Here is a 16,713-nt window from a genome sequence, read left to right as displayed (position 1 = left end):
TCATACATAAACTTCTTTAAAAGGATTAATCGCTTTGTCTCGCATCGGTTTTATTTCTTGGTCCGGAGCCCCTTCATAGATAGATTCAAAATAACGAATGGACGGTATCGATATTAACTGATGAATATTCCAAAATAGTTCTCTAGCCTTTGTTCCTGCCCAATCCGCTGGTAACAAATCGCGTGGAAAACCGGGATCTTGAAAGAGAAATTTTCGATATTCATGCACGATGGAAGTTCGTTTTATGAAGCATTCTTCGTCCGTTAAGGTATTTGTTAACGCCTTTTCACGTAAAACTCCAAACTCCGCGGTATACTTTTCCATAAATTGATGATAATTGTCAGAAACCTGTTCCAGGTCCCAACCCCTTTCAATAATTCCTTCACTTGTGTGCGAGATCATATCAGAGGAGCTAAATAAAATGGTGTTTTCCTCGATATGATAATTCTTAATCATTTCCATTACTTGATTTTCAAGTGGGTTCGGGCTGATCCACGTACTATTTGAAATCATACCAAAGCCTGTCCATGTAAGCTCTTTTCGAATTTCATTCCGCAGCTCACGTTTCTCCTCAGGAAAGGAATAACTTAAAATTCTCCACTTGCCATCCCATGCAGGCCGCGGAGCAGCATAGACCCTTGTCACCCCATCCTCCACTCTTCTTCTACCTTTTTCTGTAACAGAGTAGTAGCTTTTATTTCCCCTTTTCCTTACTTGCAATAAATTCTTTTGAACCATTCTTAAAATAGCCCCGCGAACAGAGGACTCTGAAATACCAAAGGCACTCATTAACTGAATTAAACTTCCAACCCAGATTTCTCCTCCATAATATTGAATGTACTCTCCATAAAGAGTAAACATTAGCGATCTAGGTTTCATTGCTGCCACCATCCAGTATTTATTAATAATTGCTTTATTTGTCTTTTCTAAAGAGACATCTTTATTATAGAGGAACACCATCTTTTATGCATTAAACCTGGGTCTATTTTTATCTGACTTCGTATGGATTTTTTCACTTAGTATTGATTGAACATCTTCCGGAATTAAGACAGCTCTAATCCCTTCTGGAGACTGCTGTACCCAGCCGCGCAATTCGTATCCGTGAGCAACCCGCATACCGTCCCTATACACTTCATGACGCAATTTAATTGTTTTGCGATTAATTTCTTCTACTTTGCTATGAATCGTAATGAGATCATCGTATAGTAACGATTTCTCAAAAGTACATTGAACATCTAGTAAAGGAACAATAATCCCGCGCTCTTCTTCCAACTTTGCAGGAGATAAATCACAGCTTCGGAAAAATTGGTGTCCTGCTATATCAAACCATTTAAAGAAATTAGGATAATAAACAATTCCTGCTTTGTCCGTATCCCCCCAGTTTACTAGCACTTCCAGTTCATTTGATCGCACTGTTGTCCCCTCGCTTTTCAACCATTTCTATTTTCTTGTTTAAAATGGCGATATCGCTTGTCGATATCGCCATTTTTTCACTTCTTACTGACCTGTCCAATTAGCTTCGCGTTTTTCAACAAATGCGCTTAATCCCTCTTTTGCATCTTGTGAACGGAATAATAGGTTTTGTAGTTCGCCCTCATATCGAATCGCCACATTTAACGGCATTTCTTTTCCATTCATGATGGATAACTTGATATTGGAGGCTGCATATGTTGCACTGTTGGCAATTTTCCTAGCATATGCCAATGTTTTCTCTCTCGTTTCCTCTTGTGGGAAAATACGATCTACTAACCTGATATCTAATGCTTCTTGTGGTGTTAATGTTTCGCCCGTGATATTCAAGTCTAAGGCTTTAGAATGGCCAACTTGGCGTGCAAGACGTTGTGTTCCGCCAGTACCAGCTAGTACTCCAAGTGAAACTTCTGGAAGCCCAATCTTTCCAGCATTGTCACCCATAAAACGTAAGTCACAGGCTAAGGCCATTTCTAAGCCGCCGCCAACTGTATGTCCCTCCAAGCAAGCAATCCAAATTTGCGGGGAACGGGCAATTTTATCTAAAGTCTCATTACAGAATAGGCAGAATTGTGTTTTAAATCGTGGTTCTGCTGTTTTTAGAAAATTAATATTAGCACCAGCTGAGAAGAATTTTGGCATATCGCTCATTAACACCGCGACTTTGATATCACTATCAAAACGAATATCATCAATGGCAGCGTTTAATTCACGATAGTATTCCAAATCATATGCATTGGTTTTATTGACATGAATATGTACCTCTGCTACTCCATCTACTTTTTTAACGGTTAGTGTTTTTGTTTCAGTTACTGTTGTCATTTTCTAAATCCTCCCTTTTTCAACTTTATTATGATTTAATTTCTTTCGTTCTTATTTCATAATATATATAATATTTTCATTATTTGCAATACTTAAAATTTGACCATTTTTCGCAAAATATAGAGGGATTTCTTTCATTTCCTTGGCTTATCTCTCTTTTCCTTTCATTTAACATTTTTTATACAGCCGTAGTGAAAACATATAAATTCCAGCGATTGTAATATCTATTTGTAACAGCCGTAATAAATACCTAGAGTCAATTAAATTGCCTGGTAACCAATTGATTGTTATAATAATTTAAATTCTTAATTTTCGGATAATATATAACTTATCTTTCTATGAGGTGGTTTCGTTGAAACAATTAAAAACTGCAAATTCTGAGGTATTCCCAATCTTCATTCCTGATCGCTCTTCATTAAAGAGCGTTAACTTCTTTTTAGTAAAACAGGAGCAATCCCTTTCCTTAATTGATGCTGGTTGGAATAATGACCAATGCTGGGACGGATTACACGATACGTTGCACAAGAACGGTTTCTCCATTAAGGACTTAACGGAAATTATCCTTACCCATCACCATGTTGACCATATTGGATTAGTCAATCGGATTACTTCTGAGCAGCCAATTCCGGTTTACTCCCATCCATCTTCCATTCCCCGTTTAAAAAGAGACCCCCATTTTCTTGAAATGAGAGTTGACTTTTACGCCCAGCTTTATCACGAAATGGGCTGTGGTATGGATGGGGAAAGGCATGTTGCCTTTTTGAAAAAAGCTATCCAGCGAAACAAACAGAATGCTATTCAAGCGGATGTCACTGAAATTGTCGAGGACCAGTTGCTTAATTTTACGATCATTGAAGTTCCCGGTCATTCACCAGACCAGATTGCATTTTATAGCAAAAAGAGTAATTGCTTACTTGCCGGTGATTTATTGATTGAGCATATTTCCAGCAATGCCTTAGTAGAACCAGATTTAGCTGGAAGAAGAATTCCCACACTTTTACAGCATATCGACTCTTTAAAGAAATGTTTGGCATTAAATGTAGGTCTCGTTTTTCCCGGACACGGCACACTAATTGACCAGCCAAATTCATTAATTTTAAAACGGCTAAATGGCATTGAAGCAAAAGCAGAACGGTTAATCCGGTTAATAGATTCTGGATGTTCAACTGCAAGTGAAATTGCCCAATCGTATTATAAAAAAACCTATTACGAGCAATTTTCACTCGTTATGTCGGAAATCATCGGCCATTTAGATTACTTAGAGGATCGTGGAAAAATCAGGAAGGAACTTGTTCAGGGCATATGGCGCTTTAGTGTTATAGAAAAGTAGGAAAATGGATCATCCTGTTTGTAGGCATGATCCTTTATTTTTTAAAATTTAGATATTCCCCAATAACCACCTCAATAACTAAAAAGAAGGTGACGAATTTTCTAACGGGTTCTCTTTTGGGGTGCAAAAATCAATTTCACAATACATTTTTAACGTGAATTCACACATGAATTCACGTTTTTTCTTTCCCTTGAAATTAGTACACTCTTTGATGTTTTCATTAAAATATAACAATAATAATATAATAAAAAACAATATTATTTTATTGATAATCGATAAATAAAATGCTAAAATCATGTTGTCATTAAATAAGTGAGGTGTTTTAAATGAATGTTAAACGAGGCTCAACCACTTTCTTAAAGGTAATTATTTTTCTGGCTGGAATTGCAGTGCTTGCTTTATGTATATTTTTAGTGCCCCATATGGCGAATTTCGCAGCAAAAATGTATCCAAATATTTCCCCAATGAAATATCTCGTTTTCATCGTGATGTATGGAGCGGCTGTGCCTTTTTACTTTGCTCTCTTTCAGGCTTTCAATCTTTTACGGTATATTGACGAGAACACAGCGTTCTCGGAATTATCTGTAAAGGCGTTAAAGAACATAAAGTGCTGTGCGATTACAATCAGTGGTTTGTATGTATTAGGTTTGCCACTCTTTCATTTTATAGCGAAGAAAGTTGACCCTCCTATTGGATTAATAGGACTCATCATCATTTTTGCTTCGTTGGTTATCGCCGTTTTTGCTGCTATCCTCCAACGGCTTCTACAAGAAGCAATTAACATAAAATCAGAAAATGATTTAACGGTCTGAGGTGGAGGATATGGCAATTATTATCAATATTGATGTGATGTTAGCAAAACGAAAAATGAGCGTAACGGAGCTTTCGGAGAGGGTTGGAATTACTATGGCGAATCTTTCCATTCTGAAGAATGGGAAAGCAAAAGCGGTTCGCTTTTCAACATTAGAAGCGATATGTAAGACTTTGGATTGTCAGCCAGGTGATATTTTGGAGTACAAAAGCGACGAAGACACTCAATAAAAACAGACAACAAATTTATTTAACGGGAGTCGTTAGGTTAGAGAATTTAAGGGATAGCCATTAAGCTATCCCTTCTTTGCGTTTATTGATGTTATTTACACAGAGAATTCCATTGAGAATTGCATTGATATTAGTGACAATAAATATGATGTGATTTGCAATGTTTGCACCTCAAAAGTGAACCCGTTAGAATTTTCGCCACATTCTTTATTTTTCATAGATTAATTATTAATTGGATAGCTCATAGTGTTCAATGGTGCCGCCTCCAATAAAATTTCATCAGATCTAACCTCATATAAGCCAAATGGAACTAATCGAAGACCTGGCAGAAAATCGCAGGTTAAGAATAATAAGGTATAGAGAATGTCATGAAATGGAAATCCACGCTCCTGTAGGGCAGCTAGCAATTGATCATGATAGTCCAGTGCGGTATTAAAAGTAGGATCAGCTGTCATCATTCCCGTTACCGGCAGAGGAATTTCCACGACTACCTCTGCTCCGTCTACAATCACGATTCCGCCACCTATGTCATGAACCCTGGCTGCCGCTTTGGCCATCGCTTCAGGATCTCGACCAGCCACCAATAGTTCGGTTGTTGTATTATACGTGGAGGCCATGCCATCTAGATTAACCGCAAATCTCTCCAATATACCCTTGGACACCCATTCACCATTACGATCAATTAATGCAGCATACACTAGCCCCTCATGGTCAGAAATATCTGCATAACCATTAACAGATGGAAGTTTAATATCTTTTCTTTGGGTGATGACATTACTTTTAAAATAAACGACTGGAACTTGGTCATGTTCAGATGGGTGTGGATAGCGATAGAGATTCGTATTTTCCAAGAATGTTTTTGAAAAGGCAAATGGTTTACGAACCATATATTTATCCCATTCTATTTTTGGCAGTGATGCCGTTAACTCTCCCTTATCTGCGACAATTTTTCCAGATGCAATCACAAGATCTGGGCGGAAATCGACAAGATCAGGCAAAAGCAAAATGTCTGCCTTCCTGCCTGGTGCAAGACCGCCAATATAATCATCCAATCGTAAATAGGTTGCAGCATTGAGGGTAACCATCTGAATCGCAGTCATCACCGGGACACCCATTTCGACAGCCTGTCTTACAAGTCCGTCAACAAATCCTTCTTTTTCAATAAAAGAAGGGTGCGGGCCGTCTGTTGTCATAAGAATTCTACTCGTACTTACATTTCCTTCAGTAATCAGTTTAATAATTTCCTGTAAATCAGGACGGAGTGAGCTATTGCGAAGTGTTGTCCACATCCCTAAACGCAGGCGATCAAAGGCTTCTTTTGCGGTAATGGCTTCATGACACGCCGTCACACCTGACGCAACTACAGCATTTAATTTTTCATAGGAACATCCTGCTGTATGTCCATCAGAAACCTTACCAAGTTCCTTGATAAAATCCATGGTCTCCATTAAAAATGGATCACCATTATATAATAATGGCCAGCGTGTTACTTCCGCTGAACCTAACACTTCATTAAGCTCAAGCAGCTCTCTAATATCCTTATGGTTATACCACTCCCGCTCCCCTGGAAAGTCTGCTTGTGAAACAAGCCGTGCCAGCCAAAAAAAGTTCCCAGGCAATGGTTTTAAATCATGTACCATTTCTTTAAAACCTTTTGCTCCCATATGTAGATAAAAAAATAGATTATCATTCACGGTAGTAGTGGTGCCTAAGGGCAATACTTTTTCTGTAACACTTACCGGGTTATAGAACACCCACGGATGGGCATGCGCTTCAATAAACCCTGGGGAGAGATATTTTCCTTCCGCATTTATAACTTTGGTATGTTCACCAATAGAGGCTTCACTAGTTCCAATATAGGCAATGCAATCTTCATAAACCGCAATATTTTGTTTCAAAAATTCACCCGAATATACATTGATTACAGTCCCGCCCTTTATATATAAATCAGCAGGTCGGTTACCTTTTGCCACATCAATCAATTCACTTCTTTGCGCTAAAAGATCCATGATTCCTCTCCTATCACCATATTATTAAGATCAGCAAGATTTATTATGTTTTATTTTATAACGTTTATATAACATAATATTAATAGGAAGGTGTTTTCCATGTCAATAAAATAGATTGAATTTTATAAACAATCAATTTGTAAGATTTAAAACAATAGTCCTTCTACCCATCCGTGTTAACTGAATAAATTATTAAAAGCTTGTATGCCAAAATAGATACCAAAGCCTATCAATGACAGACCTGATAGAAAGGAAATCACAACAAGCAAATTATTAGTTAAAAATTTTCGGAAGCTGCTAGCTACACTGGCCATGGCAATATCCCAAGTCAACAGCCCAATAAAAATGGCACTGCTGTATAAAACTAATTGACTAGTATTGTAGGTAGCAGCTGTTTTTGCCAAAATCGAACCGTAAATACCCAGCCAAAAAAGAATGGTTAACGGATTTGAAATCGACATAAAGAATCCAGAAAAAAACGACTTTACCAGTGGTTCCTTTCCTCTTGACAGTTCTAAATTTATTTTTCCAGCATTCATAAAGGTTTCTATGCCTGTATACATCAGAACAAAACAGCCAAACATCCACAAAAACGTTTGCATAAAGGATGTTTCTAAAAATTGAATGACTCCTATGTAAACAATTAGCATGTAAATTCCATCCGCAACGACTGCCCCAACGCCGATTAACCATGCGTGCATAAAGCCATTTCTTATCCCTCGGTCAATCTGGGCAGCATTGATTGGCCCAATCGGTGCTGCTAGCGAAAGTCCTAATAAAATGTAACTCAAAAACACATTCATTCTAATCTCTCCCAACATAAGGTTTCAGCCTGTCTTCTAATTTCTATTCAGAGAAGAGGGTTTGTACCACATTTTCCAACAAAAAAGAGCCTTCCTTGTCATTAGGAAAACTCTTTAGACCTCAAACTAAATGATTAGTTGCGTTCAGTTAAACTTCTAAGTTCGATATTAAAAGAATCCTCTTCTCTTGGTTGATTGATGAGATGATTTTTAGGGCCAAGTATATTAAATGTATCGAGCTCAACAATATACTTGGGCCGGTGTTTGGATTCTTTATAGATTTTTCCTACATACTCCCCTATTAATCCAATCGCAATAAGCTGCAACCCTCCGATAAGCCAAATGGAAGTAATTAGAGAGGTCCAGCCCATTTCTGTATTACCTAAAAACTTCAATGTTAGAAAATAACAACCGAATATCATACTCATGAAAAAAGAGACTAGACCGATTACTAACACAAGGCGGATAGGAGAAACAGAAAAAGAGGTGATTCCGTCAAACGCAAAGGCGAGCATCTTTTTTAATGGATATTTCGTTTCACCTGCCTGCCTCTCCAACCTGTCGTAATACACTACATCCGAGCGAAATCCAAGCAGTGGCACAATTCCTCTTAAGAATAAATTAACTTCACTAAATCGTTCTAACTCCTGTAAGGCTCTTTTGCTCATTAGCCGGAAGTCTGCATGATTATAAACGAGATCAACCCCCATTTTTTTCATAAGCTTATAAAAACCTTGAGCGGTACTTCTTTTGAACCATGTATCTGTCTCACGACTTCTACGAACACCATAAACAATCTCAAAACCTTCATTGAATTTCATGATAAATTCGCGGATGACCTCAATATTATCTTGCAGATCTGCATCAATCGAAATAACACAATCAGATTGTTTCATTGCACTAAATAAACCAGCCAATAAGGCATTCTGATGACCGACATTTCTCGAGAGTTTTAAGCCCCGCACATGGCTGCTCCGTAACCCTTCCTTATAAATCAACTCCCATGTTCGGTCCTTACTGCCATCATCAACAAACAATATTTTGCTTTGCTTTGAAACAAGTGCAACAGCAATCATTTCCCTTAACAACGTCTGAAGCTGGTCCATGGTCTCGGGCAGAACTTCCTCCTCGTTATAACATGGCACAACAATCGTAAGGATCGGTTCAATCATCTGCATCATACCCCCGGTGTCTACAATGTTTTATATAAGTAAATTTTCCATGCCGATGTTTCGGACACGAATACTTTCTTAAGTAAAAGTTGATTTTTCTCGGCATTATCGATTGGAAGGGCTGAAAAGATATAACTGCCGCCCAGTTCCTTAAAAACTTCTGTATTTAGTTCTAAATTTCTTAAATGCCGTTTGGAATCCTTTTTAATCATGTATCGTTTCCCAAGCTGTGCTGTAAAAATATAACAACGGCCGCCCCACGTATCAAAATATTTTCGGATTGTGTTATTTTTCGCCAATTCTTTTTCAATTATTTTCCTAAATTGATGTTTATAGCTTAATGGATAAAAATTATTATAGGTATCAATCGTGTAAAAGCCATTGTATTGGGCCACTGACGGATGTATTCCGATACTGGCTATTCGGTATTCATCTTGTTCTTGGCCAATATACTCTTTTATTTCCGTAAACAATTCCTCTGCGAAGAACTGTTGGACGGTTGGCTTATCATGGTAGATAATCTCATCATTCCATAACCCCAAAAATAAGATTTGTAAAATCACAAGCCATTTTGCCACTTTCGTCCATTCCATTCCTTGCAGGGAAATGATTTTTAAAGCCAGGGCAAAGCCAGCATAGATCACAAGAGGTCTTAAAAAATGGTAGCGGGCGAAATTAAAGGTATCCATAAAATGAAATCGTTTCGTTAATGGAAGCCACCCTTCATAAAACCAAAAGGCATACCATAATGACAGAAATATATTTAGTAAAAATAAAAAGACAAAAAGTTTTTCCCGCTTCCATAGTTTTTTCGAATACACAAAATAGAAAGCAATAAAGGTGGCTGGCAAAATAAATAAGGTATGTACAGTCATCACGTGGGTATGTCCAAGCAGGTAGTTTTTCAGAAAAAGCCTTACTGCACGCCAAAAAGGAAGATGTGCATGAAAATATTCATCACGACTATTCGGTTCTGTTGAAAACAAAAACGAATACACGAGTCGATATTCTACTAGCATAAAAATACCTGTCATATAGCAAATGGCAAATAAGAAGCGAAAGTTCCAGCCCCTCCCCCTCAAAACATCCCATAGCCATAGAACCCCGATCGCACTTAAAAAAAAGAAAAAGCCTAACACAATACTTGCGTAAAAAGGCAATAAGGTGAGGACTAGGTAATCTTTCCACGTGGCCAATCCATTACGGATATTAAGAAAAGCCCAAAGAGCAAACGGCATCCCTAACGTGCTAAGCATTCCTGAAGGCCAAAAAGGAGTTAAAGCAAAAGCTAGAGCACTCCCAATCTTTATGACGAGCCATTTATCTCCTGATATAAAATGATCTTTAAGTAAAAAATACATGCCGAAAAAAGCGGCAACCCTCGTTATGGCTTGACTTAATCCATAGGCAATCATAGTTGGAAATACCGTATATAACCAGACAATCAGACTATATTCAGTCCCAAAGGCGTTTCTGGACAGCTCTCCATTAATAATTTGGGGAATACCCGCCGTCACATCTCCAAACATTTCTCCACTTTTTGCGAGCACCTTATACCAAGCCAAGTTTGAATCTAAATTATCATGAACCCGGATATGGGCATTTTCTTGCAAGATAAACAGCGGAGAGAGATAGATTGCCAAAACCATTAAAGCGAAAAGGATCAATCTTCGCTCCTGTTTCGTTTCAATAACCACTCAGCTACACCTCAAATTTTTCTTATCAAAAGGATACTTCCATTTTAAATTTTACTTTTGAGAAGAAAATTATTCCAAAATAAGAAAAAACCTTCCAGATAAATTCTAGAAGGTTCTAAATGGTACTATTAATGCTTCACTAACGTACTATAATAAACATTTAAAAGAAGATCGAGTTCCTGGCTGCATTTAACAACACTAGGGTTAGAATACCCATATTGAAGGGCCAAAAGTATCATTTCTAGTCTCGTCTTTTCAATATTGGATAATAAGGAATTTAAGCCAGTTTCCATGAGCAAACCCTCTTTCCACATTGTAACCATATCCATGTTATTAACCATAATTTATAAGTTTTTCGGGCGGAAAACAAGTAGATTTTTAAAAAATGTGGGAAACATTTGTGAACTTAGACCTATTTTGGAAAAATGAGATAAAAATTATGAGAGTCACCACTTTTGACCATAATGGTAGTATCAGAAACGAGGTGTTGTTCATGCCGAATAGAATTTATATAAGCTTTTTACGCTTGCCGCTTCTAGTCCGGATCTTAGTAATTGCTTTACTTGTTTTTCTATTATTTGGCATATCTATTCATTTTTTTGAGCCAGAAACCTTTCCAACCATCTTTGATGGTATTTGGTGGGCCATCATTACCGCTTCCACAGTTGGCTATGGGGATTATGTTCCACATACATTTTTGGGAAGACTAACAGCACTTATTTTAATTTTGTTTGGAGTCGCCTTTGTCTCGTCTTATTTTGGAACATTAGCAGCCGCAGCTGTTACGAGACAGGATGCTCTTTCTGAAGGAAAAATTCCGTTTAAAGGCAATGGCCATATGATCATCATTGGTTGGAATGAGCGATCCAAGGAGCTCATTCATAAGCTGCTCCATGTAAATGATCAACAGATGATTGTCTTAATTGATGAAACACTTGAAACAAATCCAGTAAAATCACGGTTGGTTCATTTTATCCAAGGAAAAGGCCATGTGGATGAAACGATTATTAAAAGTGATATTGAAAAGGCCGACAAGGTGTTAATTACAGCTGATCGAGGAAACGATGAACTCCAGGCAGATATGAATAGTATTTTAACCTTGCTAACCATAAAGGGATTATGCGGACAAGTGAAGTGCATAGTGGAAATATTAACGGCTGAACAGGTTGTTAACGCAGTAAGAGCTGGAGCCGATGAAGTCATTCAATCCAATAAATTGACCAGTGTATTTATGATTAACAGTCTCTTAGCAAACGGGGATGGTTTGTTATCAAATGTAATCCAGCAATTGCAGGAAAACAGACTTTCAGCTTATTTTGTCAAAGAAACTGACATTGGACATACCTTTCAAGATGTATGTCAAAAGCAGTTAATGGAAGGGTTTTTGCTTATTGGCATTAAAAGAGGAGAGGAAACGGTTCTAAACCCCTCTCACTCTTTCGAAATACAAGCAAACGACCAATTATTGACTTTTAAGTAAAATCATATTCTAATCTGTTAATAGCGTGTTTTCTAATTCCTTTACTAATGCCTTGCCTTTATCAATATATTGGGTGGGGAAGTCAGCATCCTTATTAGTAGGTTCCTGAAATTGATTAAAGGATCCAGAAAAGTTTCCTGTACTTCCTTCTTCATCAAGCCCGGATTCGTACTCATGTGACAATAAGAACGGTCTTCCTATTTCGACCATGCAATTTCTGATATCCAGCTGACCATCTACTGCCGTAAACGGGACTCTTAAAAATTGGTAGCTATACTCGTCATTCAACTTATAATCAAATGCACCGTGATCATAATCCCAATTCCCGCCAATCGTATACCCAATCGGTTTTAATTTCTGTTCAAGCTTGTACAGATCAAACTGTTTTCTCTCTAAACTTGATGGTATTTCAAGCATTCCTATATACCCCCTTTACCAGTTAGCGTTAGTTTCTCCAAACAAAAGGGTTTCATAACAAAAAAGGATATCTAAAAACAAAGGGTCAGACCCACAGTTTTAGCCGTGGGGTCTGACCCTTTTGAAACATCCTCATTTATACCTAATTGTCCAGCTCCAGCGCCCTAGCGGCTAGTGTCCTTCGCTCTCCGCCCTACGATAAGTCAAGCACGAATGCGCCTCCGGCTCTTCGTGTTTCCTTTATCGCGTTTAACGGGCAGTAGATTCTCAACTGCCCGTAAAAACCCGATCGGCTCAACTAACAATCAGCGAGAAGAACGTTCGCTGATTGAAGTTTCACCTTATCTCAGTTGGAGCGCTCCATAAGGAAAGCTTCGGCAGCATTGGCATCGCACGAAGGAAAAGCGTTAGCTTTTCCGAGGAGGCCATACGCCGCTGTCCAGGGCGCTTGCGCTTTTCTTATAAACGTTTTTCTAGTTCAGCTTTCTTTTCTTCATATCCTGGTTTACCCAGTAAAGCAAACATGTTGACCTTATATGCCTCTACACCTGGCTGGTCAAATGGGTTAACGCCAAGCAAGTAGCCGCTCATCGCACAAGCTTTTTCAAAGAAATAGACAAGGTAGCCAAATGTATACTCATCCATTGCTGGAATGGTAACGATTAAGTTTGGTACGCCACCGTCTGTATGAGCAAGCATTGTTCCTTGAAATGCTTGGTTATTAACAAAGTCAATTGTTTGTCCAGCCAAATAATTAAGACCATCCAAATCATTTTCAAATGCTTCAATTGTCAACTCATGACGCGGTTTCTCAACCTTAATGATCGTTTCAAACAAATCGCGGCGACCTTCTTGTACATATTGTCCGAGCGAGTGAAGGTCCGTTGAAAAATTCGCGGAAGAAGGATAAATTCCTTTTTGATCCTTCCCTTCACTTTCACCGAATAACTGCTTCCACCATTCCGAGAAATATTGAAGGCCTGGCTCATAATTGATTAGCATTTCAATCGTTTTCCCTTTATTATAAAGGACATTTCTTACGACCGCATATTGGTAGGCTGCATTATCTTCAAGTTCAGAATGACTGAAATCCGCCTGAGCTTGAGCCGCACCTTCCATCATTTTTTTAATGTCAGCTCCGCACACAGCGATCGGGAGTAAACCAACCGCTGTAAGAACGGAATAACGGCCGCCAACATCATCTGGAATCACAAAAGACTCATAGCCCTCTTCTGTTGCTAACGTTTTTAGTGCACCTCGTGCTTTATCTGTTGTCGCGTAGATCCGTTTACGCGCTTCCTCGACTCCGTATTTTTCTTCAAGAAGTTTACGGAAGATACGGAAGGCAATCGCTGGCTCAGTTGTTGTACCGGATTTAGAAATAACGTTAACCGAAAAATCCTTTCCATCCAAAAGATCCATAACATCTCTCATATAAGATGAACTAATGTTGTTTCCAACAAAAATAATCTGCGGGGTGGTGCGCTTCTCTTTAGGAAGAACATTGTAAAAGCTGTGCGACAGCATTTCAATAGCTGCCTTTGCTCCAAGGTAAGAACCGCCAATGCCTATAACGAGAAGGACATCAGAATCTGCTTTAATTTTCTCCGCTGATTTCTGAATGCGTGAAAATTCTTCTTTATCATAGTTCGTTGGCAGGTCAATCCATCCAATGTAATCATTACCAGCACCAGTACCCTCGTTAAGCGAATGATGGGCAACTTTTACAGCATCACGTAAGTATGTAAGTTCATGTTCTCCAAAAAAAACGAGAGCTTTCGAGTAATCAAAACGAACATGTGTCATATATGACCCTCCATATTATTATTTACTCTATCACTTTATCGAAAGACGGGTCGATTATCAAGGCAGTCACCAAGATGAAAACGTACCCAATTTCAATAATTTTATTACTTTTATAATGATGCACGATAGATGGCTAGAACATCGTCATGATTTAATTTAGCAAAATTGCCGAACTCCCCGTTTGCCATTGCACGGTCAGCCATTAACTCAAGCTTACTGTCATCAATACCATAATCAGCTAACCGTGCAGGAGCTTCGATACTATTCCAGAATTCTCGAAGTTTACGAATTCCTTCAAGTCCTGCTTCTTCTGCACTCTTTCCTTCAGGATTCACACCAAACACCCTGACAGCAAGCTGCTTAAAGCGCTCAGGTTTAACATGTAAATTATGCTCCATCCAGTGTGGGAATAAAATGGCTAAGCCGCCACCGTGGGGAATATCATAAACTGCTGACACGGCGTGTTCAAGATTGTGAGTTGCCCAATCGCCGCCATAGCCCATGTTTAATACACCGTTTAAGGCCATGGTACCACCATACAGGATGGTCGCCCGATGTTCATAATTTTCCAGGTCGGCAAGCAATTTAGGTGCCGTCTCCATTACCGTAATTAGCAAAGATTCACACATGCGATCCTGAAAATCGGTATGCTCTGCAAGGTGAAAATAATGTTCAAGAACATGAGACATCATATCGACCATCCCATATATGGTTTGATTTCTAGGTACAGTATACGTATTAACAGGATCTAATATTGAAAATTTCGGGAATGTTACTGCACTTCCCCAACCATATTTTTCGTTTGTTTCCCAATTAGTAATAACCGAACCGGCATTCATCTCTGATCCTGTTGCAGCGAGGGTTAGAACCGTTCCAAAAGGCAAAGCATCTTGGGCAATCGCTTTTTTAACGACAAAATCCCATGCATCGCCGTCATATTTTGCTCCAGCTGCAATTAGCTTTGTACAGTCTATAACACTTCCACCACCGACAGCTAACAGAAAGTCAATTCCTTCTTGTTTACAAATTTCCACACCTTTACGTGCAGTAGTAATACGCGGGTTCGGTTCCACACCTGCAAGTTCAAATACTTGTGCGCCGATCTCACCTAGAAGCGAAGTGACTTTTTCGTATAAGCCGCTTTTTTTAATGCTGCCGCCGCCATATACAAGCAAAATCTTTTTACCGTATTGAGGGATTTCTGTTTTTAATTGTTCAAGCTGATCTTTTCCAAAAATTAATTTAGTTGGATTCCAAAAAGTAAAATTTTGCAATTCAAACACCTTCCTTTTCCTTCTACATTATTGTTTATTATGCTCATTTTTGCAAATGACTAGTTTTGGCTCTCTAAAAAAAAATTCCTTGCACGTTTTCATGCAAGGACATTTTATACCCAACCTCTAAACAAGGCTGCCTCGGCTATTTTTTTTACTCCTACCATGTAAGCTGCTAAACGCATATTTACATTGTTGGTGTGTGCGAGGTCATAAATAACGTTGAAGGACTTAACGAGCTTTTCCCGTAATTTTCTCTCTATTTCTTCTTCATTCCAATAAAATCCCTGATTATTTTGAACCCATTCAAAATAAGACACCGTTACACCACCAGCTCCAGCCAATACATCAGGTACAAGCAATACACCACGCTCTGTAAGGATGTTTGTGGCCTCAAGTGTTGTCGGCCCATTCGCTGCTTCCACCACAATGTTTGCACGAATGTTATGCGCATTTTCAGCTGTAATTTGTTTCGCTATTGCAGCCGGCACCAAAATATCACAATCTTTGATGAGTAATTCTTCATTTGTAATGGTTCCTTCAAATAACGAGGTTACGGTTCCAAAGCTATCACGTCGATCCAGCAGATAATTTATATCTAATCCTTCTGGATTATAAAGGGCACCGTAAACATCAGAAATGCCAATAATAATTGCCCCTGAATCATGTAAAAACTTAGAAATGAAACTTCCTGCATTTCCAAAACCTTGGACAATAACTCGTGCTCCCTTAATCGACCTTCCACGTTTTTTGACCGCTTCTTCAATGCAGATTGACACACCTTTTGCCCCTGCCTTTTCCCGTCCCTCCGAACCTCCTAGCACAAGTGGTTTACCCGTGATAAAGCTAGGAGAGTCGTTCTGTCGGAGACGGCTGTACTCATCTAACATCCAGGCCATAATTTGCGAGTTGGTGTACATATCTGGTGCAGGAATATCTTTGGTTGGCCCCACCATTTGGCTGATTGCTCGAACATAACCACGGCTTAATCGTTCAAGCTCACCAAATGACATTGTTCGAGGATTACAGATAATTCCGCCCTTTCCACCACCAAAGGGTAAATCAACGATCCCGCATTTCATGCTCATCCACATTGATAATGCCTTTATTTCATCTTCGTTTACATAAGGATGAAAGCGGACACCGCCCATAGTTGGTCCAACTGCATCAATGTGCTGGGATCGGAACCCTTTAAACATTTTCGTTGAACCATCATCCATTCGAACTGGAATCCGGACAGTTACGGATCTCAACGGTTCCTCCAAAAGATGGTACATATCCATGTTATATCCGAGTTTTTTTAAGGCATCATGAATCACAATCTGCGTTGATGTAAGGAGGTTTACGTCCTCTTTTTCCAATCCATCTCCATCAGTAGTCCCCATTTTGGCC

General features: G+C 38.8%; 16 protein-coding genes. 4 read left to right on the top strand and 12 right to left on the bottom strand.

Annotated elements, in window-relative coordinates:
* The 3 genes from paaX to AC3ANL_RS05530 all read right to left on the bottom strand — a co-directional run bounded on the left by paaX (position 1) and on the right by AC3ANL_RS05530 (position 2,292).
* Complete coding sequence (gene paaX, locus AC3ANL_RS05540) at positions 1-879, bottom strand: phenylacetic acid degradation operon negative regulatory protein PaaX (protein WP_488328258.1); 879 nt, start codon at positions 877-879, stop codon at positions 1-3.
* Positions 880-963: 84 nt separating this feature from the next.
* The gene (locus AC3ANL_RS05535; protein ID WP_488328257.1) at positions 964-1,413 is read right to left on the bottom strand and encodes an acyl-CoA thioesterase; all 450 of its coding nucleotides are present in this window, start codon (positions 1,411-1,413) and stop codon (positions 964-966) included.
* 84 nt (positions 1,414-1,497) lie between these two features.
* The gene (locus AC3ANL_RS05530) at positions 1,498-2,292 is read right to left on the bottom strand and encodes an enoyl-CoA hydratase/isomerase family protein (protein ID WP_488328256.1); all 795 of its coding nucleotides are present in this window, start codon (positions 2,290-2,292) and stop codon (positions 1,498-1,500) included.
* Between the two features lie 343 nt (positions 2,293-2,635).
* Between AC3ANL_RS05530 and AC3ANL_RS05525 the strand changes: the two genes are divergently transcribed.
* The 3 genes from AC3ANL_RS05525 to AC3ANL_RS05515 all read left to right on the top strand — a co-directional run bounded on the left by AC3ANL_RS05525 (position 2,636) and on the right by AC3ANL_RS05515 (position 4,663).
* Entirely contained in the window at positions 2,636-3,622 is a 987-nt protein-coding gene (locus tag AC3ANL_RS05525) for an MBL fold metallo-hydrolase (protein ID WP_488328255.1), read from the top strand.
* Positions 3,623-3,948: 326 nt separating this feature from the next.
* Positions 3,949-4,434 carry a DUF2975 domain-containing protein gene (locus AC3ANL_RS05520; RefSeq protein WP_488328254.1) on the top strand — a complete coding sequence of 162 codons (486 nt, stop codon included), beginning with the start codon at positions 3,949-3,951 and terminating at the stop codon, positions 4,432-4,434.
* A gap of 10 nt (positions 4,435-4,444) precedes the next feature.
* Entirely contained in the window at positions 4,445-4,663 is a 219-nt protein-coding gene (locus tag AC3ANL_RS05515) for a helix-turn-helix domain-containing protein (RefSeq protein WP_004434885.1), read from the top strand.
* Positions 4,664-4,884: 221 nt separating this feature from the next.
* Here AC3ANL_RS05515 and AC3ANL_RS05510 read toward each other — a convergent pair whose 3' ends face one another.
* The 5 genes from AC3ANL_RS05510 to AC3ANL_RS05490 form a co-directional block, all read right to left on the bottom strand.
* Complete coding sequence (locus AC3ANL_RS05510; RefSeq protein WP_488328253.1) at positions 4,885-6,672, bottom strand: adenine deaminase C-terminal domain-containing protein; 1,788 nt, start codon at positions 6,670-6,672, stop codon at positions 4,885-4,887.
* Between the two features lie 176 nt (positions 6,673-6,848).
* A complete protein-coding gene (locus AC3ANL_RS05505; RefSeq protein ID WP_488328252.1) occupies positions 6,849-7,475 on the bottom strand; it encodes a LysE family transporter in 627 nt (208 codons plus the stop codon).
* 134 nt (positions 7,476-7,609) lie between these two features.
* Positions 7,610-8,647, bottom strand: coding sequence for a glycosyltransferase family 2 protein (locus tag AC3ANL_RS05500; protein WP_488328251.1), 1,038 nt, complete (start codon positions 8,645-8,647; stop codon positions 7,610-7,612).
* A gap of 20 nt (positions 8,648-8,667) precedes the next feature.
* The gene (locus AC3ANL_RS05495; RefSeq protein WP_488329665.1) at positions 8,668-10,296 is read right to left on the bottom strand and encodes a DUF6044 family protein; all 1,629 of its coding nucleotides are present in this window, start codon (positions 10,294-10,296) and stop codon (positions 8,668-8,670) included.
* Between the two features lie 176 nt (positions 10,297-10,472).
* Positions 10,473-10,637 carry a Spo0E family sporulation regulatory protein-aspartic acid phosphatase gene (locus tag AC3ANL_RS05490; protein ID WP_488328250.1) on the bottom strand — a complete coding sequence of 55 codons (165 nt, stop codon included), beginning with the start codon at positions 10,635-10,637 and terminating at the stop codon, positions 10,473-10,475.
* 200 nt (positions 10,638-10,837) lie between these two features.
* Here AC3ANL_RS05490 and AC3ANL_RS05485 point away from each other — a divergent pair, with 200 nt between their 5' ends.
* Positions 10,838-11,824 (top strand): potassium channel family protein, encoded by a 987-nt coding sequence (locus AC3ANL_RS05485; protein WP_488328249.1) that lies wholly within the window; start codon positions 10,838-10,840, stop codon positions 11,822-11,824.
* Positions 11,825-11,833: 9 nt separating this feature from the next.
* On the opposite strand, the gene AC3ANL_RS05480 is transcribed toward AC3ANL_RS05485, so the two are convergent.
* The 4 genes from AC3ANL_RS05480 to AC3ANL_RS05465 all read right to left on the bottom strand — a co-directional run bounded on the left by AC3ANL_RS05480 (position 11,834) and on the right by AC3ANL_RS05465 (position 16,706).
* A complete protein-coding gene (locus AC3ANL_RS05480; protein ID WP_488328248.1) occupies positions 11,834-12,241 on the bottom strand; it encodes a YugN-like family protein in 408 nt (135 codons plus the stop codon).
* 459 nt (positions 12,242-12,700) lie between these two features.
* Complete coding sequence (locus AC3ANL_RS05475) at positions 12,701-14,047, bottom strand: glucose-6-phosphate isomerase (RefSeq protein WP_488328247.1); 1,347 nt, start codon at positions 14,045-14,047, stop codon at positions 12,701-12,703.
* Positions 14,048-14,157: 110 nt separating this feature from the next.
* Positions 14,158-15,321: an iron-containing alcohol dehydrogenase gene (locus AC3ANL_RS05470; protein WP_488329664.1), complete on the bottom strand. Its 1,164-nt coding sequence runs from the start codon at positions 15,319-15,321 to the stop codon at positions 14,158-14,160.
* Positions 15,322-15,434: 113 nt separating this feature from the next.
* Positions 15,435-16,706 carry a Glu/Leu/Phe/Val family dehydrogenase gene (locus AC3ANL_RS05465; protein WP_488328246.1) on the bottom strand — a complete coding sequence of 424 codons (1,272 nt, stop codon included), beginning with the start codon at positions 16,704-16,706 and terminating at the stop codon, positions 15,435-15,437.
* Positions 16,707-16,713: the final 7 nt, after the last annotated feature.

Source organism: Neobacillus sp. DHD-1R, assembly GCF_057747995.1.
This window is presented reverse-complemented; position numbering and strand designations above follow the sequence as displayed.

Coding starts and splice junctions, on each gene's coding strand:
- paaX (WP_488328258.1), bottom strand. CDS start 879: ATGAAACCTAGATCGCTAATGTTTACTCTTTATGGAGAGTACATTCAA.
- AC3ANL_RS05530 (WP_488328256.1), bottom strand. CDS start 2,292: ATGACAACAGTAACTGAAACAAAAACACTAACCGTTAAAAAAGTAGAT.
- AC3ANL_RS05520 (WP_488328254.1), top strand. CDS start 3,949: ATGAATGTTAAACGAGGCTCAACCACTTTCTTAAAGGTAATTATTTTT.
- AC3ANL_RS05515 (WP_004434885.1), top strand. CDS start 4,445: ATGGCAATTATTATCAATATTGATGTGATGTTAGCAAAACGAAAAATG.
- AC3ANL_RS05510 (WP_488328253.1), bottom strand. CDS start 6,672: ATGGATCTTTTAGCGCAAAGAAGTGAATTGATTGATGTGGCAAAAGGT.
- AC3ANL_RS05505 (WP_488328252.1), bottom strand. CDS start 7,475: ATGAATGTGTTTTTGAGTTACATTTTATTAGGACTTTCGCTAGCAGCA.
- AC3ANL_RS05500 (WP_488328251.1), bottom strand. CDS start 8,647: ATGATTGAACCGATCCTTACGATTGTTGTGCCATGTTATAACGAGGAG.
- AC3ANL_RS05495 (WP_488329665.1), bottom strand. CDS start 10,296: ATGGTTTTGGCAATCTATCTCTCTCCGCTGTTTATCTTGCAAGAAAAT.
- AC3ANL_RS05490 (WP_488328250.1), bottom strand. CDS start 10,637: ATGGAAACTGGCTTAAATTCCTTATTATCCAATATTGAAAAGACGAGA.
- AC3ANL_RS05485 (WP_488328249.1), top strand. CDS start 10,838: ATGCCGAATAGAATTTATATAAGCTTTTTACGCTTGCCGCTTCTAGTC.
- AC3ANL_RS05480 (WP_488328248.1), bottom strand. CDS start 12,241: ATGCTTGAAATACCATCAAGTTTAGAGAGAAAACAGTTTGATCTGTAC.
- AC3ANL_RS05475 (WP_488328247.1), bottom strand. CDS start 14,047: ATGACACATGTTCGTTTTGATTACTCGAAAGCTCTCGTTTTTTTTGGA.
- AC3ANL_RS05465 (WP_488328246.1), bottom strand. CDS start 16,706: ATGGGGACTACTGATGGAGATGGATTGGAAAAAGAGGACGTAAACCTC.